This window comes from Pseudomonas sp. zjy_15 (assembly GCF_043101865.1).
GTDB lineage: Bacteria > Pseudomonadota > Gammaproteobacteria > Pseudomonadales > Pseudomonadaceae > Aquipseudomonas > Aquipseudomonas putida_Y.
Genome location: NZ_JBICII010000112.1, coordinates 16,425 through 36,850 on the forward strand (window position 1 = coordinate 16,425; position 20,426 = coordinate 36,850).

Annotated in this window: 20 protein-coding genes; 6 read left to right on the forward strand and 14 right to left on the reverse strand. The window is 63.1% G+C overall.

Features of this window, described 5'->3' with window-relative positions; genetic code table 11:
* Positions 1 to 17: 17 nt before the first annotated feature.
* Positions 18 to 3,083, reverse strand: a complete 3,066-nt coding sequence (locus tag ACF8EF_RS21685; protein ID WP_176682742.1) for an efflux RND transporter permease subunit — start codon at positions 3,081 to 3,083, stop codon at positions 18 to 20.
* Between the two features lie 6 nt (positions 3,084 to 3,089).
* Positions 3,090 to 4,190: an efflux RND transporter periplasmic adaptor subunit gene (locus ACF8EF_RS21690; protein ID WP_209963930.1), complete on the reverse strand. Its 1,101-nt coding sequence runs from the start codon at positions 4,188 to 4,190 to the stop codon at positions 3,090 to 3,092.
* A 175-nt stretch (positions 4,191 to 4,365) separates the two neighbouring features.
* On the opposite strand from ACF8EF_RS21690, the gene ACF8EF_RS21695 reads away from it, so the two are divergent.
* A complete protein-coding gene (locus ACF8EF_RS21695) occupies positions 4,366 to 5,031 on the forward strand; it encodes a TetR/AcrR family transcriptional regulator (protein ID WP_176682740.1) in 666 nt (221 codons plus the stop codon).
* Between the two features lie 288 nt (positions 5,032 to 5,319).
* A complete protein-coding gene (locus ACF8EF_RS21700; RefSeq protein ID WP_392460518.1) occupies positions 5,320 to 6,186 on the forward strand; it encodes an RHS repeat-associated core domain-containing protein in 867 nt (288 codons plus the stop codon).
* Between the two features lie 28 nt (positions 6,187 to 6,214).
* Here the strand turns inward: ACF8EF_RS21700 and ACF8EF_RS21705 are convergent, their stop codons facing one another.
* Positions 6,215 to 6,991 (reverse strand): class I SAM-dependent methyltransferase, encoded by a 777-nt coding sequence (locus ACF8EF_RS21705; RefSeq protein WP_392460519.1) that lies wholly within the window; start codon positions 6,989 to 6,991, stop codon positions 6,215 to 6,217.
* Positions 6,992 to 7,095: 104 nt separating this feature from the next.
* Here ACF8EF_RS21705 and ACF8EF_RS21710 point away from each other — a divergent pair, with 104 nt between their 5' ends.
* Positions 7,096 to 7,716 carry an energy transducer TonB gene (locus ACF8EF_RS21710; RefSeq protein ID WP_176682737.1) on the forward strand — a complete coding sequence of 207 codons (621 nt, stop codon included), beginning with the start codon at positions 7,096 to 7,098 and terminating at the stop codon, positions 7,714 to 7,716.
* Positions 7,717 to 7,718: 2 nt separating this feature from the next.
* Here ACF8EF_RS21710 and ACF8EF_RS21715 read toward each other — a convergent pair whose 3' ends face one another.
* The 7 genes from ACF8EF_RS21715 to ppc form a co-directional block, all read right to left on the reverse strand.
* A complete protein-coding gene (locus ACF8EF_RS21715; RefSeq protein ID WP_176682736.1) occupies positions 7,719 to 8,408 on the reverse strand; it encodes an extensin family protein in 690 nt (229 codons plus the stop codon).
* The gene (locus ACF8EF_RS21720; RefSeq protein ID WP_339442967.1) at positions 8,408 to 9,238 is read right to left on the reverse strand and encodes an isocitrate lyase/phosphoenolpyruvate mutase family protein; all 831 of its coding nucleotides are present in this window, start codon (positions 9,236 to 9,238) and stop codon (positions 8,408 to 8,410) included. Before ACF8EF_RS21720 ends, ACF8EF_RS21715 begins: the two co-directional genes overlap by 1 nt.
* 28 nt (positions 9,239 to 9,266) lie before the next feature.
* Complete coding sequence (locus ACF8EF_RS21725; RefSeq protein ID WP_176682734.1) at positions 9,267 to 10,136, reverse strand: DUF72 domain-containing protein; 870 nt, start codon at positions 10,134 to 10,136, stop codon at positions 9,267 to 9,269.
* Between the two features lie 3 nt (positions 10,137 to 10,139).
* Positions 10,140 to 10,430 (reverse strand): hypothetical protein, encoded by a 291-nt coding sequence (locus ACF8EF_RS21730; protein ID WP_392460520.1) that lies wholly within the window; start codon positions 10,428 to 10,430, stop codon positions 10,140 to 10,142.
* A 131-nt stretch (positions 10,431 to 10,561) separates the two neighbouring features.
* Positions 10,562 to 11,236 (reverse strand): tRNA (adenosine(37)-N6)-threonylcarbamoyltransferase complex dimerization subunit type 1 TsaB, encoded by a 675-nt coding sequence (gene tsaB, locus ACF8EF_RS21735; protein ID WP_209963907.1) that lies wholly within the window; start codon positions 11,234 to 11,236, stop codon positions 10,562 to 10,564.
* Between the two features lie 140 nt (positions 11,237 to 11,376).
* Positions 11,377 to 12,027: an adenylate kinase gene (gene adk, locus ACF8EF_RS21740; protein ID WP_004575467.1), complete on the reverse strand. Its 651-nt coding sequence runs from the start codon at positions 12,025 to 12,027 to the stop codon at positions 11,377 to 11,379.
* A gap of 257 nt (positions 12,028 to 12,284) precedes the next feature.
* Positions 12,285 to 14,912, reverse strand: coding sequence for a phosphoenolpyruvate carboxylase (ppc, locus tag ACF8EF_RS21745; RefSeq protein WP_392460521.1), 2,628 nt, complete (start codon positions 14,910 to 14,912; stop codon positions 12,285 to 12,287).
* Between the two features lie 262 nt (positions 14,913 to 15,174).
* On the opposite strand from ppc, the gene ACF8EF_RS21750 reads away from it, so the two are divergent.
* The 3 genes from ACF8EF_RS21750 to ACF8EF_RS21760 all read left to right on the forward strand — a co-directional run bounded on the left by ACF8EF_RS21750 (position 15,175) and on the right by ACF8EF_RS21760 (position 17,051).
* On the forward strand, positions 15,175 to 15,519 hold the full coding sequence (locus ACF8EF_RS21750) for a pilin assembly protein (protein ID WP_176682732.1): 345 nt from the start codon (positions 15,175 to 15,177) through the stop codon (positions 15,517 to 15,519).
* Between the two features lie 276 nt (positions 15,520 to 15,795).
* Positions 15,796 to 16,209 (forward strand): DUF4398 domain-containing protein, encoded by a 414-nt coding sequence (locus ACF8EF_RS21755; protein WP_020190164.1) that lies wholly within the window; start codon positions 15,796 to 15,798, stop codon positions 16,207 to 16,209.
* Positions 16,210 to 16,259: 50 nt separating this feature from the next.
* Positions 16,260 to 17,051: an OmpA family protein gene (locus ACF8EF_RS21760; protein WP_176682731.1), complete on the forward strand. Its 792-nt coding sequence runs from the start codon at positions 16,260 to 16,262 to the stop codon at positions 17,049 to 17,051.
* A 177-nt stretch (positions 17,052 to 17,228) separates the two neighbouring features.
* Here ACF8EF_RS21760 and ACF8EF_RS21765 read toward each other — a convergent pair whose 3' ends face one another.
* From ACF8EF_RS21765 to ACF8EF_RS21780, 4 genes are all read right to left on the reverse strand, one after another.
* Positions 17,229 to 17,555: a hypothetical protein gene (locus ACF8EF_RS21765; protein WP_003252219.1), complete on the reverse strand. Its 327-nt coding sequence runs from the start codon at positions 17,553 to 17,555 to the stop codon at positions 17,229 to 17,231.
* Entirely contained in the window at positions 17,552 to 18,475 is a 924-nt protein-coding gene (locus ACF8EF_RS21770) for an alpha/beta hydrolase (protein WP_392460522.1), read from the reverse strand. Before ACF8EF_RS21770 ends, ACF8EF_RS21765 begins: the two co-directional genes overlap by 4 nt.
* Entirely contained in the window at positions 18,447 to 19,724 is a 1,278-nt protein-coding gene (locus ACF8EF_RS21775) for a flavohemoglobin expression-modulating QEGLA motif protein (RefSeq protein WP_028698370.1), read from the reverse strand. The genes ACF8EF_RS21770 and ACF8EF_RS21775 overlap by 29 nt, the downstream gene beginning before the upstream one ends.
* Positions 19,725 to 19,859: 135 nt before the next feature.
* Positions 19,860 to 20,408, reverse strand: a complete 549-nt coding sequence (locus ACF8EF_RS21780) for a hypothetical protein (RefSeq protein WP_014592169.1) — start codon at positions 20,406 to 20,408, stop codon at positions 19,860 to 19,862.
* Positions 20,409 to 20,426 lie beyond the last annotated feature (18 nt).

The window sequence follows — 20,426 nt, forward strand, 5'->3', positions numbered from 1 at the left end:
CGTTGTAGGAGCGGCCTTCAGCCCTTCTTCACCCTGAACCACGCCGCATACAACGCCGGCAGGAACAGCAGTGTAAGCACCGTGGCCACGATCAACCCGCCCATGATCGCCACCGCCATCGGCCCGTAGAACACGCTACGCGACAACGGGATCATGGCCAGCACCGCCGCCAGCGCGGTCAGCACGATCGGCCGGAAGCGCCGCACGGTAGCCTCGATGATCGCCTGCCAACGCTCCATGCCCGCTGCGATGTCTTGCTCGATCTGGTCCACCAGGATCACCGAATTGCGCATGATCATCCCCGCCAGGGCAATGGTGCCGAGCATGGCGACAAAGCCGAACGGCTGGCGGAACACCAGCAGGAACAGGGTCACACCAATCAGCCCCAGCGGCGCGGTGAGGAACACCATCACCGTGCGCGAGAAACTGCGCAGCTGGATCATCAGCAAGCTCAGCACTACCACGACGAACAGTGGCATGCCGGCATTCACCGATTTCTGCCCACGCTCGGAGTCCTCCACTGTGCCGCCCACCTCCAGCAGATAGCCATCGGGCAGCTTGGCGCGGATGTCCTGCAGGGTCGGCAGAATCTGTTTCACCAGCGTCGCCGGCTGCTCCTGGTCGTAGATATCGGCACGCACGGTCACCGTCGGCAAGCGGTTGCGGTGCCAGATAATGCCTTCTTCAAAGCCGTACTCCAGGGTCGCCACCTGCGACAGCGCCACGCTCTGGCCATTGTCGGTGGGCAACGCCAGGCTACCCAGGTTGCCCAGCTCACTGCGTTCCTGGGGGGTACCGCGCAGCAGGATCTCGATCAGCTCGTTGTCCTCGCGGTACTGGCTGACCGTGGTGCCGATCAGCGAGCTTTGCAGGAAGCTCGCCAGGTGCGCGGTGCTCACACCCAGCGCCCGGGCGCGGTCCTGGTCGATTTCGAGGAACACCGCCTTGCTGGGTTCCTCCCAGTCCAGATGCACGTTCACCACATGCGGGTTCTCGCGCACTTTGTCAGCCACTTCACGGGCCAGTGCACGGGCCTTCTCGATATGCTCGCCAGTGACCCGGAACTGCACCGGGTAGCCCACGGGCGGGCCGTTTTCCAGGCGCGTGACCCGGGCACGCAGGTCGGGGAACTGCTGGTCCACAGTGCTGATCAGCCAACTGCGCAGGCGCTCGCGGTCTTCCATCGACTTGGCCAGCACCACGAACTGGGCAAAGCTGGCTGCCGGCAGTTGCTGGTCCAACGGCAGGTAGAAGCGCGGCGAACCGGTGCCCACATAGGCCACGTAGTTGTCGATACCGTCCTGCTGCTTGAGCAGCGCCTCCAGCTGCTTGACCCGCTCGGCGGTATTGGCCAGCGAGGCGCCTTCGGCCAGCTTCAGGTCAACCATCAGCTCCGGGCGCCCGGAAGCCGGGAAGAACTGCTGGGGTACGAAGCGGAACAGCAGGATGCTGCCGACAAAGGCAGCGATGGTCAGCAGGATTACCGTCTTGCGCCGCCGTACGCACCACTCCACCAGCCGTCGCACGCGCTGGTAGAACGGGGTGGCGTATGGGTCTGGCGCATGGCCGTCCTTGCCATGGCGCGCGGCATGCAGCTTGGCCAGGTCGGGTAACAGGCGCTCGCCCAGGTAAGGCACGAACACCACGGCCACCACCCACGAGGTCAGCAGAGCGATGGTTACCACCTGGAAGATCGACCGGGTGTATTCGCCCGTGCTGGAGGCCGCGGTGGCAATCGGCAGAAAACCTGCTGCCGTGATCAGCGTGCCGGTAAGCATCGGGAAGGCCGTACTAGTCCAGGCATAGCTGGCCGCCTTGAGCCGGTCGTAGCCCTGCTCCATCTTGATCGCCATCATCTCCACGGCAATGATCGCGTCATCCACCAGCAAGCCCAGGGCCAGCACCAGTGCGCCGAGGGAAATCTTGTGCAGGCCGATGCCGAAGTAATGCATGGCGGCAAAGGTCATGGCCAACACCAGCGGAATGGCCAGCGCCACCACCAGGCCGGTACGCAGGCCCAGCGAGAAGAAGCTCACCAGCAGCACAATGACCAGCGCCTCGACCAGCACCTGGACGAACTCCCCCACGCCAGCCTTCACCGCCGCCGGTTGATCCGAGACCTTGCGCAGCTCCATGCCGGCCGGCAGGCTGTGCGCCAGGCGCTCGAACTCGCCTTCCAGGGCCTTGCCCAGCACCAGGATGTCACCACCGTCTTTCATCGACACTGCCAGGCCAATGGCATCCTCGCCCATGAAGCGCATGCGTGGTGCGGGTGGGTCGTTGAAGCCACGGTGCACCTCGGCGACATCGCCAATCCGGAAGGTGCGATCCCCCACGCGAATGGGGAACTGGCGGATCTGCTCGACGCTGTCGAAACGCCCGCTCACCCGCAGATGCAGGCGCTCGCTGGGCGTCTCGAAGAAACCGGCGGTGCTCACCGCGTTCTGCTCTTGCAACGCCTTCTGCACAGCTTCCAGGGGCACCCCGAGGGTCGCCAGCTTGAGGTTGGACAGCTCGATCCAGACTTTCTCGTCCTGCAGGCCGATCAGCTCGACCTTGCCCACATCCTTGACCCGCTGCAGCTGGATCTGGATACGGTCGGCGTAGTCCTTGAGCAGCGCATAATCGAAACCCTCACCAGTCAGCGCATAGATATTGCCGAAGGTAGTGCCGAACTCGTCATTGAAGAACGGGCCCTGGATCTCCGGTGGCAAGGTATGACGAATGTCCGCAACCTTCTTGCGGATCTGGTACCACAGCTCAGGGATGTCTTGGGAATGCAGCGAGTCGCGGGCCATGAAAGTGACCTGCGATTCACCGGGGCGAGAGAACGAGACAATCTTTTCGTACTCGCCGGTTTCCATCAGCTTCTTCTCGATGCGCTCGGTCACCTGGCGCGACACTTCTTCGGCGCTGGCGCCTGGCCACAGGGTGCGGATGACCATGGCCTTGAAGGTGAATGGCGGGTCCTCGCTCTGGCCAAGCTTGGTGTACGACATGGCGCCAATGGCGGCCAGCAGGATCATCAGGAACAGGACGATCTGGCGGTTGCGCAGCGCCCAGGCAGAAAGGTTGAAACCCATCGGGACTTACTCCTTGGCCGCCAGGTTCACTACACGGTTGCTGCGGTCCACGGGGCGTACCTCCTGGCCCTCGCGCAGTACATGGCCACCAGCGGCAACCACCCAGTCACCTGGGTCCAGGCCTTCGAGCACCGGCACACTGTCGCTGCCATATGCCCCCAGCCGCACGGTCGCCCGCTCCAGGCGGCTTTCCTTGTTCACCCGCCAGACATAGGCCTGACCGTTTTCCGCAGTCACTGCCGACAGCGGTACCGACAGCGGGATCAGCCCGTCCTTGGCGATGAACACCCGGGCGCTCTGGCCCAGCTCAGCCGGAACGGCGGCCGTGGTAAAGGCGACGCGCGCCGCGAACGTGCGCGAGCGCGGGTCGGCAGCCGGTGACAGCTCGCGAATGCGCCCCTGGAAACGTGCCTGCGGGTGCGACCACAGCTCCACGCTCACCGGTTGGCCCACAGCGAAGCGAGCGAACTGCTGTTCCGGCAGGCCGATGACCACTTCTCGCTCGCCATCGGCGGCGAGGGTAAACACGGTCTGCCCGGCGGCGACCACCTGGCCCACTTCAACCTGGCGCTTGGCGATCACCCCGGCCTGCGGCGCACGCAATACGGCATATTCGGCCTGGTTGCCAGCCACATCGAACTCGGCTTTGGCCTGCTTCAGACGGGCAAGGCCTGCGCGGTAGAGGTTTTCGGCATTGTCGTACAGGGAATGGCTGACCATCTGCCGCTCCAGCAGCTTCTGGTAGCGGTCGCGCTCGGCGCGCACCAGCGACAGATTGGCCTGCGCAGCGGCCACCCGGGCGCGGTTGGCTTCCAGCTGCAGATGCACGTCCTGCGGGTCCAGTTCGGCCAGCGGCTGGTCGGCCTTGACCCGCTGCCCTTCCTCGACCAAACGGTTGCTGACCTTGCCGCCAATGCGGAAGGCCAGCTCCGGTTCGAAACGCGCACGCACCTCACCGGGGTAACTGTCGGCAGCGGCTTCGGCCGGCTGTGGCTGAACCACCAGTGCCGGGCGCGGTGCTGCGGGTGGGGCGGCTTCCTGGCCACACGCCGCCAGAAGCAGGGCAGCAGCGGCGGGCAGAGCGATGGACAAGGCATGGCGCAACATGATGAATCCTTTCGCGGAGTGCACATTTAATATTTGTACTGACGGGTATATTAAGTCAGCGAAAGGATGGCGGGAAGGGTGTGCGCTGGTTTTTCAAGCGTGCGGTGAGCAGGTAATGCAGCCTGGCTTTCGCCGGATGGCGCCTGACCCGTTAAGATGGTGATCCTTCAACCAGATGCAGACCACAATGTCCAACGACGCACCCATCGGCCCGGGCCGGCCCAAGGACCTGGCCAAGCGCGAGGCGATCCTCGAAGCGGCCAAGACGCTGTTCCTCAGCCTTGGCTACGCCAACACCAGCATGGATGCGGTCGCTGCGGCGGCAGGTGTTTCAAAGCTCACCGTGTACAGCCACTTCACCGACAAGCAGACCCTGTTCTGCTCGGCGGTCATGGCCACCTGCCAGATCCAGTTGCCTGACCTGCTGTTCGAGTATCCCGAGGGGGTACCGGTGGAAGAAGTGCTGCTGACCATTGCCCGCAACTTCCAGGCGCTTATCAGCAGTGACGAAGCGATCAAGCTCAGCCGCCTGATCATGGCCCAGGGCAGCCTGGACCCGAGTTTTGGCGAGTACTTCTACGAGGCCGGGCCCAAGCGCGTGCTGGCCGGGATGGAAGCCCTGCTGCGCGGGGCCCACGAGCGCGGGCTGCTGCGCATCGACAACCCATTGAGGGCGGCGGAGCACTTCTTCTGCCTGGTCAAGGGGGCGCCAGATTACCGCTTGCTGCTGGGTTGTGCGGGGCCGCTGGAGGGGGATGAGGCCGAGGCGCATGTGCGAGAGGTGGTAGCAGTATTCTTGCGGGCTTTCCACCCTGAAAACACCTATCACGTCCCCCTGTAGGAGCGGGTTTACCCGCGAAAGGGCCGGGTCTGCCGGCCAATTTCTACCAGCCGTTCACCGTTGCTGCCGCCACCATATTCGCGGGTAAACCCGCTCCTACACACTGATCGATGTTGGACACAGGCCATTATAGGGGGCCTTGTGTCGCGATAGAGGCGCACAACGGGCCATATTCGCCAATCAGCCGAACCTGTTTAACCAATGCGCCTACCTAGCATTTCTGCCAGTAGCCAAACAGAAAAACTCCCGGTAGGTTCATATCTAAATCATTAATATGAACGCACCACCATGCCAGCGCACACACTGAATTTTTTCTATAAGGATAATAAGCTTTCAACCTGGCATACAGGGAGTACTCACCAGACATTGCTCAGCGCCAATAACCGGAATCTAAGCGAATCGACAAATACCCCTTCACAAGTACGCCTATTGGCCACCGACGCACAAGAGTCAACAGTCAGCATTGGTTCGAAAAGCCAGAGGACCATTAACTACGGCCCTTACGGCAATGACAATTGCCCGCCTACCAACCCATTACTATCTCGATTCACAGGCCAGAACTGGTTACCCTCTGCCACAGGCTACTTACTGGGCAATGGTCACCGCCTGTTCAATCCAGGACTGATGCGCTTTCACAGTCGAGACAACTTGTCACCCTTTGAAAAAGGGGGAATCAATGCTTACGCCTACTGCGAAAATGACCCTGTAAACAAATCGGATCCAAGTGGAATGTACTCCTTGGCGAAACTTATACTCGGCGGTTATAAGGTAAAAAATATCATACCCCGCCTGGATCAAGAGAACCCCAACCTTACAAAACGAGAATACAGAATACTCAAAGAGCACATTGAATATCAAAAATATAAAGCAAGTGCCGAGGTACAGGCGAGCTCCCGTACGTTGAGAAAGAAAGGTGAGGAAAGATTTTTGAACGCTGCCCTACAAGAGTCAAAATTGACAACTCTGGTACTGAATAAGGTCGAAGGCAAGAAGTCGCGATATGTCACCCCTACTTCCTTCCCTCCCTTTACAATACCTAGTGAGCCATCGCATACGTGGCCAAAAATCAGCTCACCATCGCGAACCTACCTCGACTTCACAGGCAATTACATTGATCCGAAAGCATATGCAATCCGGACACAATTATTAATCTGAAATTGATAAGACTTATTTAAAAACCATATCAGTTTTTCAACGCCTTCTTCGGATAAATGTCATACCGGCTCGACTTGCCTTCCAGGCTGTGGCTGGGCTTCGGCCCGTCGATGATCGGTGCCTTGCGCGGGCGCTTCACCACCACCCGGTGGCTGGCCAGCGCCAGGGCGGCTTCGAGCAGCGCCGGGGCATCCAGGTCATCGCCCACCAAAGGCCGGAACACGCGCATTTCCTTTTTCACCAGGGCGCTCTTGTCGCGGTGCGGGAACATCGGGTCGAGGTAGATCACCTGCGGCGCCTCCCCTTCCCAGGCGCGCATGCGCTCGATGGCGTTGCCGGTCAGCAGGCGCATGCGCCCGACAATCGGGCCCACTTCTTCGTCCGCTCGCGCCCGCGCCAGGCCGTCCTCCAGCAGCGCGGCAATGAGCGGCTGGCGCTCGATCAGGGTCATCTGGCAGCCAAGGCTGGCCAGCACGAACGCGTCCTTGCCCAGCCCCGCCGTGGCATCCAGCACCTGCGGCCGGATACCTTGGGCAATGCCCACGGCCTTGGCGATCATCTGCCCGTTGCCACCGCCAAACTGGCGGCGATGCGCAGCCTGGCCTTCGACGAAGTCCACGCGCACCGGCCCGGGCGCCTGCGGGCCCAGTTGCTGAATCTGCAAGCCGTCGGCGCCCACCTGCACAGCGAAGCCGGCGGTATCGTCCTGCAGCGGCAGGCCCAGGCGTTCAGCCCACGCCCTGGCCTGTTGCGCATACTCAGCTGTCATTGCCTCGACCCTGATACCCGTGCCTTGCTCTTCCATCGTTCACACCCGAAAAATCAAACCAAGCCCTTAATGAATCGGCAACCACGGCCGATACAGGCAATATCCCGCTATTCTGCCAGAGCACAGCGCGCACGACTGCCATGTCAGATACTCTTCCCATCGGCTTGACCTATTTGTCGCCTGTCGGCAACTACAGTCAGCACAACACCCAGGCACTCGGGGGCGTCAGCCACCTGTGGCAGGATTTCTTTGCCCGGGCCATGGCCGAGCAGCAGGAAGAGCCCGTAGACGGCGTCAGCCAGTCGTTCGTGCAGTACGATCAGGACAGCGGCGAACCCATCGGCGGGGCCCGTGCCCTGGCCCTGATCGACGCCCAGCGCGCCTGCCCGGTGCAAGACACCGTGGTGGCACCGCCCGAGCCGCTTTTCCTGCCCAAGGCCGAGCTCGAGGCCAAGCTGCTGCCACCCGCGCCCGAGCCGTTCAGCGCCATTGAACTGATCGAGCAGCAGCGTCAGCTCGACATCAACAACAGCTGGCTGCGTCCGGTGGTAATGAGCCAGGGCCAGCCCATTGCCGAGCCTGGCCCGGGCCCCACACCACGGTCATTGTTCCTGCCCATTGCCGAGTTCGAGACCAACCTGCTGGACCCGGCGCCCGAACCGTTCGACGAAGCCACCCTGGCCAAGCAGCAGAATGACCTGGAGTTCGACATCCACTGGGCGCGCCCAGTGGTGCTGAACAACGTGCGCGCGTACGCCTGAAGCTAACGACAGATCTGCCAGCGCCCCATGTCCAGATGGAAGTGGTTGCGGTGCGCAGCGTTGTAGTCCGGCCCCAGTACCGTGCTGAAGCTCTCGCAAGCTGCCCGCTGCACCCGGTGCAGGAATTCCGCCTTCTGTCCACCTGCCTGCCAGTCACGCGCCAGAATAATGCGCCGGCCGTCCTTCAGGCGAAATCCGCTGATGTCCAGCGCATTGGCCGTGGCGTGCTGGCTCAATCGGCCCTGCTTGCGATGGTAGACATTGCGGCAGGCAAAGCTGCCCAGGTGATCGACCTGCGTCACCGATTGCCCAAACACTTCCTGCGCCGCCGGCTGCAAGCCATGGTTCTCGAACAGTGCATAGGCCACCGCCAGCGGGCAACTGGCCAGAAAGCTGCTGCTCAGCCGCGCCTGGCCGCCCTCGATGCGCCAGACGTTCTGCAGCGGGCAGTTGGCCGACGCCGGGCTGTCGGCTTGTGCCCGGTAACGCAGGTGGCTGGTTTCCAGCGCCTGCCGGCACAGCGCCGGGTCATTGCGCAGGCGCGACAGTTTGTAGGGGGTCAGCAGGTTGGGCGGCTGGCTTACGTCCAGCGGTGCCCAGGGGTTCCACATGGCAGGCAGGCGCCAGCCGAAGTGCCAGGCCAGGCCGGCCACCGTCAGCAGGCCGGCCAATATCGCCAGCAATGCCCGCATCAGCGGCGGAACAGGTCGTTCAGTTGGGCAAACGGCATGGCCTGCTCACCGTAGCCGAACGTGCCCTCATCGCGAATTTCCAGCGCGGCTCGGTGAAAGGCCCCGAGTGCAGCACGGGCCAGCGAGGAGCCCACACTGATGCGACGCACGCCCAGGTCCTGCAACTGGTTGACGTTGAGCTGCACGCCCGCCATGCCCATCAGCACATTCACAGGGCGCGGTGCGACTGCCTGCACCACGGCACGGACTTCCTCCACAGTGCGCAGCCCGGGGGCGTAGAGCACGTCGGCACCGGCTTCGGCATAGGCTTGCAGGCGCAGGATGGTGTCATCGAGGTCCATGCGCCCGTGCAGCAGGTTTTCTGCCCGGGCGCACAAGGTGAACGGAAATGGCAGGCCACGCGCCGCCTGCACAGCGGCGCGCACGCGCTCCACGGCCAGCCCGAAGTCATAGATGGGCGCATCACTGCGGCCACTGGCATCTTCGATGGAGCCGCCTACCAGGCCGACTTCGGCGGCACGCAGAATGGTCTGGGCACAGTCTTCGGGCAAATCGCCAAAGCCGTTTTCCAGATCGGCGGCCACCGGCAGCGCGGTGGCATCGACGATCTCGCCGGCATTGTCCAGCGTATCGTCCAGGCTCAAGGCGCCTTCGGCGTCTGGCCGGCCCAGGCTGAAGGCCAGGCCTGCACTGGTAGTGGCCAGTGCCTCGAAACCCAGGCTGGCGAGCAACTTGGCGGAGCCGGCATCCCACGGGTTGGGGATGACGAACGCGCCGTCGCGCTCGTGTAAAGCCTTGAAGGCCTCAGCTCGCAGGGTTTGCACATCCATGGTTCAACCTCCGGCAGTCAGGGAAAGGTCAGAGTAGCCCTAATTGTTCGACCTCAGGGGCGCGCGGCAATTCCGGCAAAGGTGCCAGGCCCGGCAGCCGTGCCATCAGCCGCTGATGGAAACACTGGGCCAGCGCCGCAGCCAGGCGATTGTCCGAGGTGTGCAGGAAGATATAGGGATTGCGGCCTTCTTCGATCCAGGCGGCGACTTTTTCTACCCAAGGGCTGAGGAAGGTGTGGTTGGCCTCCAGTTCCGGATGGCCGATGAAGCGAACCTGAGGGTGCTGGCTGAAGGCTGCCGGACGCGGTGGCACCCTGGGCTTCTTCGACTGCGCATGCAGCACGGCAGGGTCGCGCGAGGTGCAACTGAACAGCGCGCGCGGGTCGAGGCAGATGCGCTCCACGCCGCGTTCGTGCAGCAGGCGATTGAGCAGGCGTTCTTCCTCACCCTTGGCAAAAAAGGCCTGGTTGCGCACTTCCACGGCCACGGGCACGGCGATCTGATCGAGGAAGTGACAAAGCTCACCCAGGCGCGCCGGGCCAAACTGGGCCGGCAACTGCAGCCAGTAGGGTGACACGCGCTGGCCCAGCGGGGCCATCAGCCGGGTGAAGTCGAAGGCAGGCTCAAGCTGGTCACGCAGGTCGCCCTCATGGCTGACATCCCGCGGAAACTTGGCAGTGAAGCGAAAGTGCTCGGGCATGACTTGCGCCCAGCGGGCAATGGTACCGGGCGCGGGACGTGCATAGAAAGTGGTGTTGCCTTCGACGGCGTTGAACACCTGGCTGTAGAAGCCAAGCATTTGATTACTGCTGGCGTCGGCGGGGTACAGGTAGTCGCGCCAGGCGTTTTCGCTCCACGACGGACAACCGAGAAAGTAAGGCAGTGGTGACGGATTCATCCATCAAATGTACAGGTCGAGCCCCAGTACTTCCATTTCCCAGTCGGTAAAACCGGCAGTGCTCAGGTAACTGGCCAGTGCGGTGGCGGTGCGGCGGTCACGGGCACGAGGGAAAACCATGTCCTGCTGGCGGGCTGGCAGGCCACCGCCAGGGCGGCGGGCGGTGGTTTCCTGCGGGGCGGCTTCTGCCTCCTCGATCACCTCGGCATCGTCGATGGCCTGGTCACGCACCGCTGCTTTGCGCGAGGTGCGCTTGAGCGGGTAGGACTGCGATGAGAAACCGTCGATACGCATGGCATGAGCACTCAGGACCAATGATGGCAATTTAGCAGCATCAGGGTTCCGTCGCTAATGCTTGAGTGATAACTGGACCACAGATCGCGCAAAAGGTTTTAGCGTGTTCGGCGATAACCGACGAACAGCACTCAGTGCTTCTTGGGCGTGGCTACATTATCGCGCAGATAAACCGGCTGCGCCTGCTCGGCGACGATTGCCTCGCCACGCGCCCAGGCGAAGGTGGCCAGGCTGAGGACGTCCAGGGCATTGGGCAAGGCGCCAGGGTTGCTCGCGGCCACCTGAACCGCCAGGCGCTCGGCATAGCCCCATCCGGTACCGGCACCGAACCACTCGCCATTGCTGCCTGCCGGCAGCGCCACCTGCTCGGGCGGCAACACGGCTTCACGGCCGACCAGGCGCATTTCGCCCGCCGTGGCCTGGTAGCAACCCCAGTACACTTCATCCATGCGTGCATCAATGGCCGCTGCCACCTGCTGCACGCCATGCTCGCGCAATGCACCCTGGGCCAGTGCGGCCAGGTTGGACACCGGCAGCACCGGGCGTTCGAGGGCAAAGGCCAGGCCTTGCACCACACCGATGGCAATACGCACGCCAGTGAACGCGCCCGGGCCACGGCCAAAGGCAATGGCATCCAGCGCATTCAGTGCCACGCCAGCGTCAGCCAGCAGGTGCTTGATCATCGGCAGCAGCTTCTGGGCATGCATGCGCGGGATCACCTCGTAGTGGCTGGTTACCTTGCCGTCATGCAGCAGCGCGACGGAACAGGCTTCGGTGGCGGTATCCAGGGCCAGCAGGGTGGTCATCGAACGGGTATCCAGGTGCGAATGAAAAAGAGCGGCAGTATAGAGCAGCAGCGGCGTTGTGTCCCGAGGGGGCCGCTGTGCGGCCTACAAACGACAACGGCCCGCAAGCGGGCCGTTGTCGAGGTGCGTCAGGCGCCGGTTCAGCTCAGGGCTGCCAGGACCTTGGCGGTGATGGCTTCAACCGAGCCGACACCTTCGATGTGGCTGTACTTCGGCTTGCCGCCATTGGCAGCCGACAGCTTCTGGTAGAAATCCACCAGCGGCTTGGTCTGGCTGTGGTAGACCGACAGGCGATGGCGAACGGTTTCTTCTTTGTCGTCGTCACGCTGGATCAGGTCTTCACCGGTCTCGTCGTCCTTGCCTTCCACTTTCGGCGGGTTGTACTGAATGTGGTAGGTACGGCCCGAGGCCAGGTGCACGCGGCGGCCCGCCATGCGGCCGACGATTTCTTCGTCGTCCACGGCAATTTCAACCACGGCATCAATGTCGACACCGGCAGCGACCATGGCCTCGGCTTGCGGGATGGTGCGTGGGAAGCCGTCGAACAGGCAACCGTTGGCGCAATCAGGCTGAGCGATGCGCTCCTTCACCAGGCTGATGATCAACTCGTCGGAGACCAGTTGGCCGGCATCCATGACTTTCTTCAGCTCCAGGCCCAGCGGGGTACCGGCCTTGACGGCGGCACGCAGCATGTCACCGGTGGAGATCTGTGGAATACCGAACTTCTCGGTGATGAACTTTGCCTGAGTACCTTTACCGGCCCCGGGAGCTCCCAGCAGAATTACGCGCATCTTGTGCTCCTCAAATTTTTTTATGAAATTCAATGGATTCGGCAACCAGGGCCAAGTCCGGAAAATCGGGTATGACCATAAATCGGTCAGAAGGCTGCTCAAGATACACAGCGCCCGGCAGCCAGACAAGCGTCCCAAAGTTGCAGGAATGCGCCACTTGCGACTGACCGGGCAGGCGGTTGCGCCCGGCGCAACCACCCTCCCCGTCATTGTGCCGGGCCTGTATGACACTCGCCAGACATGACCCGGGCTTGCCCTTAGCCAGTGTTGCGCAGCCCGGCAGCAATACCCGCCACGGTCACCAGCAAGGCCTGCTCCAACGGGCTGTCCAGAGCGGCTTCGCGGCTGCGCGAGCGGGCCAGCAACTCTGCCTGCAGGCGGTGCAACGGGTCCAGATAGGTATTGCGCAGGCTAATGAATTCCAGTGTCTCGGGGCTGTGCGCCAGTAGCACCGGCTGCCCGGTCAGGCCCAACACCACCTGGCATGACTGCGACAATAGGTCGCGCAGGTGCGCACCTAAAGGGAGCAAGTGCGGTTGCACCAGACGTTCGTCGTAGGCCTCGGCAATTTGCGCATCGGCCTTGGCCAGCACCATTTCCAGCATGTCGATGCGGGTGCGGAAGAACGGCCATTGCTCTCGCATCTGCGCCAGCAACTCACCCTGTCCCCGGGCCAAGGCATTCGTCAGCGCGGTTTCCCAGCCCAGCCAGGCCGGCAGCATCAGCCGGGTCTGGGTCCAGCCGAAGATCCACGGGATGGCGCGCAGGCTTTCGATGCCCCCGGCGCGACGCTTGGCCGGGCGGCTGCCCAGCGGCAGGCGCCCCAGCTCCTGTTCTGGCGTCGACTGGCGGAAGTACTCGACGAAATCGGGATTATCCCGCACCACGCCGCGGTAGGCCTGGACACCATCGGCAGCCAACTGGTCCATCACCTCACGCCAGGCCGGCTGCGGGGGCGGCGGTGGCAACAGCGTGGCTTCAAGCACGGCAGCCAGGTACAGGTTGAGGTTTTGCTCGGCGATGCCCGGCAAGCCGAACTTGAAGCGAATCATTTCACCCTGCTCGGTGGTGCGGAAACGCCCCGCCACCGAACCCGGTGGCTGCGACAGGATCGCGGCATGGGCCGGGCCACCGCCTCGCCCGACCGTACCGCCACGGCCGTGGAACAGCAGCAGCTCGACCTGATGCTCGGCACAGATACGCACCAGGTTTTCCTGAGCCCGGTACTGCGCCCAGGCAGCAGCCGTGGTGCCGGCGTCCTTGGCCGAATCGGAGTAACCAATCATCACTTCCTGCGGGCCGCGCAGGCCCGCACGGTAGCCCGGCAGGCCAAGCAGGCGCTGCATGACCGGGCCGGCGTTGTCGAGGTCGGCCAGGGTCTCGAACAGTGGCACCACACGCATGGGGCGGGTCAGGCCAGCTTCCTTGAGCAACAGTTGCACCGCCAGTACATCCGAGGCGGCGCCCGCCATGGAGATGACGTAAGACCCCAGCGAGGCAGCCGGCGCTGCGGCCACCTCCCTGCAGGTCGCCAGCACTTCGGCGGTGTCCGCTTGCGGCTTGAAATGCGCAGGTAGCAGGGGCCGGCGGTTTTTCAGCTCGGCCTGGAGGAACGCGATGCGTTGCTCCTCATCCCAGTCAGCGTAACGCCCCAGGCCCAGGTAGTCGGTAATCTCGGTCAGCGCATCACGGTGACGGGCAGCGTCCTGGCGCACGTCCAGGCGGCCCAGAAACAGGCCGAAGGTAACCGCGCGACGCAAGCAGTCAAGCAGCGGGCCTTCGGCGATCACGCCCATGTCGCATTCGTGCAGCGACTGGTAGCACAGCTCCAGTGGCGCGATCAGGTCGCGGTTGTCCACCAGCACGTCGGCACCGGCTGGTTGGTTGCTGGTCAAGGCCGAATGCGCCCATGCGCGTGTCGCACGCAGGCGGTCGCGCAGTTGCTTGAGCACAGCGCGGTAGGGTTCGGCACTGTCGCCGACCTGTTTGTGCAGGGCGTCGCTGGCCTGCTGCATGGACAACTCGGCGGCCAGTGCATCGATGTCGCGCAGGAACAGGTCGGCGGCCATCCAGCGCGCCAGCAGCAGCACTTCGCGGGTGACGGCAGCCGTCACATTGGGGTTGCCATCACGGTCGCCACCCATCCACGAGGCAAAGCGGATCGGCGCGGCCTCCAGCGGCAGGCGCAGGCCAGTGGCGTCCAGCAGGGCCTTGTCGACCTTGCGCAGGTGGCTGGGGATAGCGTGCCACAGCGAATGCTCGATCACTGCGAAACCCCACTTGGCTTCGTCTACCGGCGTAGGCCGGGTGCGGCGGATTTCTTCGGTATGCCAGGCCTCGGCGATCAGCCGGCGCAGGCGTTCGCGCACTTGCTGGCGTTCTGCCGGGGTCAGGTCACGATGGTCCTGTGCGGCCAGTTGGCCGGCGATCGCGTCGTACTTCTGGATCAGCGTGCGGCGGGCCACTTCGGTGGGGTGTGCGGTGAGCACCAGCTGGATATCGAGCTTGGCCAGTTGCCGGGCCAGGGCGTCGTTGCTGTGGCCGGCCTGCTTCAGACGCCCCAGCAGCTCGGGCAGTACCCGCGCTTCGAAAGGTTCGGGTTGGTCAGCGTCGCGGCGGCGGATCAACTGGTACTGCTCGGCCATGTTGGCCAGGTTGAGGAACTGGTTGAAGGCCCTCGCTACAGGCAGCAGGTCTTCTTCGGCCAGGTCCGCCAGGGTTGAACTCAGTTGCTCACCAGGGCCGCGGCGGTCGGCCTTGGCACTGTGGCGGATGTCCTCGATTTTCTGCAGGAACGCATCGCCATGCTGCTGGCGAATGGTTTCGCCAAGCAGTTCACCCAACACATGGACATCTTCACGCAAACGCACATCGATATCGGTCATTGGCGCTCTCTCCGTTGCATCCCTATCAGCCTCAGCGCGCCCTGTGCAAGCGCGGGTTAACCCGTGAACAACCCAAGGCGGTGCCTGGCACCGGCGTTGCCGGTGTTCGCGGGTAAACCCGCTCCTACAGGGGGGGGCGGTATCCCCCAAGAGTGCCCACAGCCGGGCGACGATGGCAAGCCGTGATCAGCCAAACCAAACTAAAGTGAAAGCACAGCACTCCCATGCAGTGCAGCCTTTCCAGGCGTCAACAGAGGTCATCATGAAAATCCGTGAACTCGCCCAGCACTGGGAACAGAATGCCGCCGGTACCCTTAGCCGTACCGGCCATGTCCTGCACCTGGACCTGGAGTCAGAAGCGCGCCTGGCCGCGCTGATCGACATGTACCCCAAGCGCACCGCTGAAGAACTGCTCGGCGAACTGGTCGCAGCCGCCCTTGAAGAATTGGAGGCCAGCTTCCCCTATGTGCAGGGGCGCCAGGTCATCGCTACCGACGAAGAAGGCGACCCGCTGTACGAGGACGTCGGTCCTACGCCGCGCTTTCTCTCCCTGTCCCGCCAGCACCTGCACAACTTGAGCAACGCTACAGTCGACAGCGAAAAATAATCCTGCGCTCCTGCGTTCCGGGCCTGCTGAAGGCCCGGAATACAGCTCCAGCCTGAGAAAGTTCCAGGCAAATCGCACTGACCGATCAGTCAGAAATAGTTATCCGATTACAGCGTTTTTTTCTGAACTATTCGAAAAACGTCCGAGTCGGAGCCAATAGCCATCACGCTAAAACCCTGCACACTGCCCTCGTGCACCGTTGAGCTGAAGCGCGCGGTTTTGTCAGGGATTGAGCGATGGACTGCTACGGACATCGTCGTTATCAGGAGTGATCCAATGGAGCTGACCACCATGAAGACCCGCACTAGCAAACTGTCATCCACTCATGTGCGCGGGTTCAAGCTGGCCGCGCTGGCACTGGGCAGTAGCCTGGTCCTGGCCGGCTGTGCGGGCAATCCGCCCACCGAGCAGTATGCCGTCACCCAGTCCGCCGTGAACTCCGCCGTCAGCGCCGGCGGTACAGAGTTCGCCGCCGTGGAAATGAAAGCGGCTCAGGACAAGTTCAAGCAAGCCGAAATCGCCATGCACGACAAGAAGTACGACGAGGCCAAGCGCCTGGCCCAACAGGCCGAGTGGGATGCCCGCCTCGCCGAACGCAAGGCCCAGGCAGCCAAAGCCCAGAAGGCCGTGCAGGATGCCCGCCAGGGCGTTCAGGACGTACGTGAGGAAGGCCTGCGCAGCGTTCAGTGAGCCCTGCCCCGCCAACCTTAGCCTTCGCACACGATCAAAGGATGAACACTATGCGCAAACACGTCATGATTCCCGCCCTGCTGGCCCTGAGCGTCGGTCTTGCTGCCTGCTCGCACGATCCGAATGCCAATCTGGAAGCGGCCCGCACCAACTTCTCTTCGCTGCAGAGCAACCCGCAAGCGAGCAAGGTCGCGGCACTGGAGACCAAGGACGCCCAGGACTGGCTGAACAAGGCCGACAAGGCGTACATGGACCGTGAAGACGAGAAGAAAGTCGACCAACTGGCCTACCTGACCAACCAGCGCGTCGAAGTGGCCAAGCAGACCATTGCCCTGCGCACCGCCGAAGCCGAGCTGAAGAACGCCTCGGCCCAGCGCGCCCAGGCCAAACTGGATGCCCGCGACGCGCAGATCGCCAAGCTGCAGGACAGCCTCAACGCCAAGCAGACCGACCGCGGAACGCTGGTGACCTTCGGCGATGTACTGTTCGACTTCAACAAGGCCGAACTCAAGAGCAGCGCTTACCCGAACATCACCAAGCTGGCGCGGTTCCTACAGGAAAACCCGGAACGCAAGGTGATCGTCGAGGGCTACACCGACAGCGTCGGCTCGGCCAACTACAACCAGACACTGTCCGAGCGCCGCGCCAACAGCGTGCGCATGGCACTGGTACGTGCCGGGGTAGATCCGGCGCGAATCGTTTCCCAGGGCTATGGCAAGGCGTACCCGGTAGCGGACAACTCGAGCAACTCGGGCCGTGCGCAGAACCGTCGGGTGGAGGTGACCATCTCCAACGACAACCAGCCGGTGGCACCGCGCTCGGTGAGCCAGGCTCAGCAGTAAGGCTGGTTAGCTGAAATGACAAGCCCCGCGATTGATGCGGGGCTTTCTTTTGCCTGTTCTGGCCTCTTCGCGGGCAAGCCCGCTCCCACAGGTACGGCGCCAGTCTCGAGTTTTGCGCGACCCTGTGGGAGCGGGCGTGCCCGCGAAGAGGCGAGTTCAGGCAGCAGGGATAATGGCTCACTGCACCTGCTGTGGTGTTTCCTCGCCCATGCAGCGCACCGCACGCTTACGGTTGTCCACCAGCACGCCGGTCAGGCCTTTTTGCTGGGTGTCGAACAGCACCAGCACGCCATCGACGCACTGGGCCACTTGCGGCGCCGGGTCCAGCGATACCTTGTAGTCCTCGCCGGGGATGGTCTTGAGCATGGTGAAATCCTGCAGCAGCAGGGCATCTTCGGGCTTGGCGAAATGCAGGTAACCGTAGTACCACAAGGCCCCCACCGTCACGATGATGCTGCCGACGCCGGTCAGGATCAGCGGGATGGCGTTGCGTTCTTCACTCATTGCTTGTTCTTCTCGTCAGGGTAATTGGGCACTTCGGCTAGCCGCCGCAGGCCGTTGAAATGGCTGGGGTCATCGAGGAACCGCAGCATCACCTGGCGCCAGGTAGGGTCGGCGAAGGTCTGTACGTGCCCACCTCGGGTCAGTTGCAGCACCCGAGGGGGTGGCGCGTGCTGATACAGGCGGATGCCGTTGTCCATCGGGACCAGGTTGTCGTCGATGCTGTGGAAAAACAGCTTGGGCGGGCTGCTCAGTCGCTCGATCGAGTGGATCGCGCTGTCGCCGTCCGGCACCAGCCACGACAGCGGAACCTGCAGTGGCCAGGTCATCCAGGAGGTGCTCAGAGCAAAGCGCCCCACCGCGCGGTAACTGGCCGGCACGCCATCGAACACCAGGGCGCTGAAGCGCTGGCGCTGCTCCGGGTGCGCCGCCAGGTAATGAATGGCCATCGCACCGCCCAGGCTCTGCCCCAGCAGCACCAACGGCTTGCCCCTGACCTCGGGGGCCTGCTCCAGCCAGGCCATGGCTGCGGCAATGTCCTCGTACACTTCCGGCAGTCTCGGCTGGCCCTGAGACAAGCCATAGCCGCGGTAGTCGATCATCAACACCTGGTAGCCCTGCTCCGGCAGCCAGTAGCTACCCCCCAGGTGCCCAGGCAGGTTACCGCCGTTGCCGTGCAGGTGCAGCACCGTGCCCTTGACCTCCACCCCGGCCTTGGCCGGCAGCCACCAACCGTGAAGGCGGACGCCATCAGCAGTGGTCAGCGTGACGTCGCGGTATTCCAGCTTGGCCCGCTCAGGGGTGAAGGCCTGACCACGCTCGGGGTAGAACAGCAGGCTGCTGCAGCCCCCAAGGCTCAGCAGGACCAGGCCCAGGACCAGCAGACGGCAGTGCTCAGAGAATGTTCGCGTAGTCGGCTTCAATACGGTCCAGGCTCAGGTGGTTGAGGAAGTTGGAGAAACACATCCAGGCCGATAGCGCGTTAAGGTCACGGAACTGCTCGGGCAGGTACTTGGGCGGCTCGACCAGCCCTTCCTCGACAAGTTGGCGCAGGGTGCGCATGTCTTCCAGGGTGGTTTTGCCACAGAACAGCAACGGGATCTGTTCCAGTTTGCCCTTCTTCACGGCCAACTGAATGTAGTTGTAAACCATGATGAAGCCCTTGAGGTAGGACAAGTCCTTGGTGAATGGCAAGCCGTTGGGCACCGACCCGCGGAACACCCGGCTGGCGTTGCTGTAGCTCTGCGCCATCTCGAAGCCCTGCTCGCGGAAGAAACCGTAGACCTGCATGAAGTCTGCGCCCTCCTCGACCATATGGATGGCTCGGGTGCGGTTGGTGAGCTTGCGCAGGCGGCTGGGGTAGGAGGCAAAGGCGATCACCTCCATGAGGATGGCCAGGCCCTCCTGGGTTACCGTCGACGAGGGCGGGCCCTTGGCCAGGAAGGTGCAGATCGGCTGGTTCAGGCCATTGAGCGTGGTCCCGACGTGCACCAACCCTTCGTGCACCTCCAGGGCGCGCACATCGCGGGTGTTGAACATGGCATCGGCACGCACCTTGATGTAGTCGGCACCAGCCGCGGCGTCGGCGACGATACCGTCGGACTCGAACACGCGAATGGTCCCTTCGGCCTCGCCGAACACTTTGTTCAGCCGGTGCTGGAGGATCTCCACGGCCTCCTTGGCAGTGAGGTTCTTTGGCTCATCCTTGAGGTCACCACGGCCATCGATGTTGTTCAGGTAGTCCGACAGCATCAGGCCAAGGTCGGCCAGGGTCGGGTCACCGGCGTGGAAGGCATCCGAGGCGGCGCCGTACAGCTCCTGGGAGATCAGGCCGAAGTCCTCGGTACCGCGCGCTTCGAGCATGCGCACCACCATGCGGTACTCGCGGCACATGCGCTTCATGATCTGCCCGACCGGGTTGAACTGGCCCAACTGGCGAATGATGTCGCGCTCGATGCCCTGGAACTCGGCCTTGACCGCGCTGGAGTCGAACGACAGCGGGCGCGATTGGTAGTAGGCACGATCTACCGCCGGCGGCTCCTTGCCCTTGGCCTTGAGAAAGCCCTGGCGGATGTTGTCGTCCCACTTCACCGCGTCCAGGACCCGAATAGGCGTCTGTGCCGCAACGATGCGGTCGGACAGGGCGCGGATGGTTTGCTGGTATTCGTCCACCGGGGACTCCTTTCTAGTACACGAAACCTGTACCGGCGTCTTCGCGGGCAAGCCCGCTCCCACAGGGACACCACAGGATCAGATACCTGTGAAATACCTGTGGGAGCGGGCTTGCCCGCGAAGACGCCAACACGGTCATTTGCCCGAGCGCTGGAACCGCGCCACTTCGACGAACAGGTCGGAGTTGGCCGGGTCGTCCAGGTAGGCCAGCACCCGCGCCGCCGGGCTGTCGATCAGCACGCCGTCGCCGTTGTCCTCCGGCACTTCGGTGCTGCGACCGCTCAGTTCCTTCTTGTCCACCGCCTGCTGCACCTGCTCGACATCCAGGTTGTAGACCACCAGTTCCTTGCCATCGACGATGTCGAAGCCGCCAATCAGGAAATTGCCACCCAGCCGCTTGGGCACGCCAGCCGACAAATACCAGCGGTTGCCGTGGCGTGACACGGTGAACACGTATTCTTCAGGGGCCTTGCCCTTGGCCGTGGCCACCGCCTTGTAGGCATCGCCGCCGCTACGGCTGATCACCAGTTTCAGCGGCTCTCCCCAGGCGTCCTTGCTGCTCCACTTGCCGAGCAGGGCCTTGGGCGCTGCCTGGTTGCTGGGCAAGGGCTCATGGAAGGTCACCAGACAACCGCCCAGCAGCAGGAATGACAAAGTCAACAACACCACACGCCAGGCTTTCATCAGGTTCTCCTTGAAAAG

Bases quoted from the DNA above. Each gene is read 5' to 3' on its own strand.
- ACF8EF_RS21685 (WP_176682742.1), bottom strand. From the start codon at position 3,083: ATGGGTTTCAACCTTTCTGCCTGGGCGCTGCGCAACCGCCAGATCGTC.
- ACF8EF_RS21690 (WP_209963930.1), bottom strand. From the start codon at position 4,190: ATGTTGCGCCATGCCTTGTCCATCGCTCTGCCCGCCGCTGCTGCCCTG.
- ACF8EF_RS21695 (WP_176682740.1), top strand. From the start codon at position 4,366: ATGCAGACCACAATGTCCAACGACGCACCCATCGGCCCGGGCCGGCCC.
- ACF8EF_RS21700 (WP_392460518.1), top strand. From the start codon at position 5,320: ATGCCAGCGCACACACTGAATTTTTTCTATAAGGATAATAAGCTTTCA.
- ACF8EF_RS21705 (WP_392460519.1), bottom strand. From the start codon at position 6,991: ATGGAAGAGCAAGGCACGGGTATCAGGGTCGAGGCAATGACAGCTGAG.
- ACF8EF_RS21710 (WP_176682737.1), top strand. From the start codon at position 7,096: ATGTCAGATACTCTTCCCATCGGCTTGACCTATTTGTCGCCTGTCGGC.
- ACF8EF_RS21715 (WP_176682736.1), bottom strand. From the start codon at position 8,408: ATGCGGGCATTGCTGGCGATATTGGCCGGCCTGCTGACGGTGGCCGGC.
- ACF8EF_RS21720 (WP_339442967.1), bottom strand. From the start codon at position 9,238: ATGGATGTGCAAACCCTGCGAGCTGAGGCCTTCAAGGCTTTACACGAG.
- ACF8EF_RS21725 (WP_176682734.1), bottom strand. From the start codon at position 10,136: ATGAATCCGTCACCACTGCCTTACTTTCTCGGTTGTCCGTCGTGGAGC.
- ACF8EF_RS21730 (WP_392460520.1), bottom strand. From the start codon at position 10,430: ATGCGTATCGACGGTTTCTCATCGCAGTCCTACCCGCTCAAGCGCACC.
- tsaB (WP_209963907.1), bottom strand. From the start codon at position 11,236: ATGACCACCCTGCTGGCCCTGGATACCGCCACCGAAGCCTGTTCCGTC.
- adk (WP_004575467.1), bottom strand. From the start codon at position 12,027: ATGCGCGTAATTCTGCTGGGAGCTCCCGGGGCCGGTAAAGGTACTCAG.
- ppc (WP_392460521.1), bottom strand. From the start codon at position 14,912: ATGACCGATATCGATGTGCGTTTGCGTGAAGATGTCCATGTGTTGGGT.
- ACF8EF_RS21750 (WP_176682732.1), top strand. From the start codon at position 15,175: ATGAAAATCCGTGAACTCGCCCAGCACTGGGAACAGAATGCCGCCGGT.
- ACF8EF_RS21755 (WP_020190164.1), top strand. From the start codon at position 15,796: ATGGAGCTGACCACCATGAAGACCCGCACTAGCAAACTGTCATCCACT.
- ACF8EF_RS21760 (WP_176682731.1), top strand. From the start codon at position 16,260: ATGCGCAAACACGTCATGATTCCCGCCCTGCTGGCCCTGAGCGTCGGT.
- ACF8EF_RS21765 (WP_003252219.1), bottom strand. From the start codon at position 17,555: ATGAGTGAAGAACGCAACGCCATCCCGCTGATCCTGACCGGCGTCGGC.
- ACF8EF_RS21780 (WP_014592169.1), bottom strand. From the start codon at position 20,408: ATGAAAGCCTGGCGTGTGGTGTTGTTGACTTTGTCATTCCTGCTGCTG.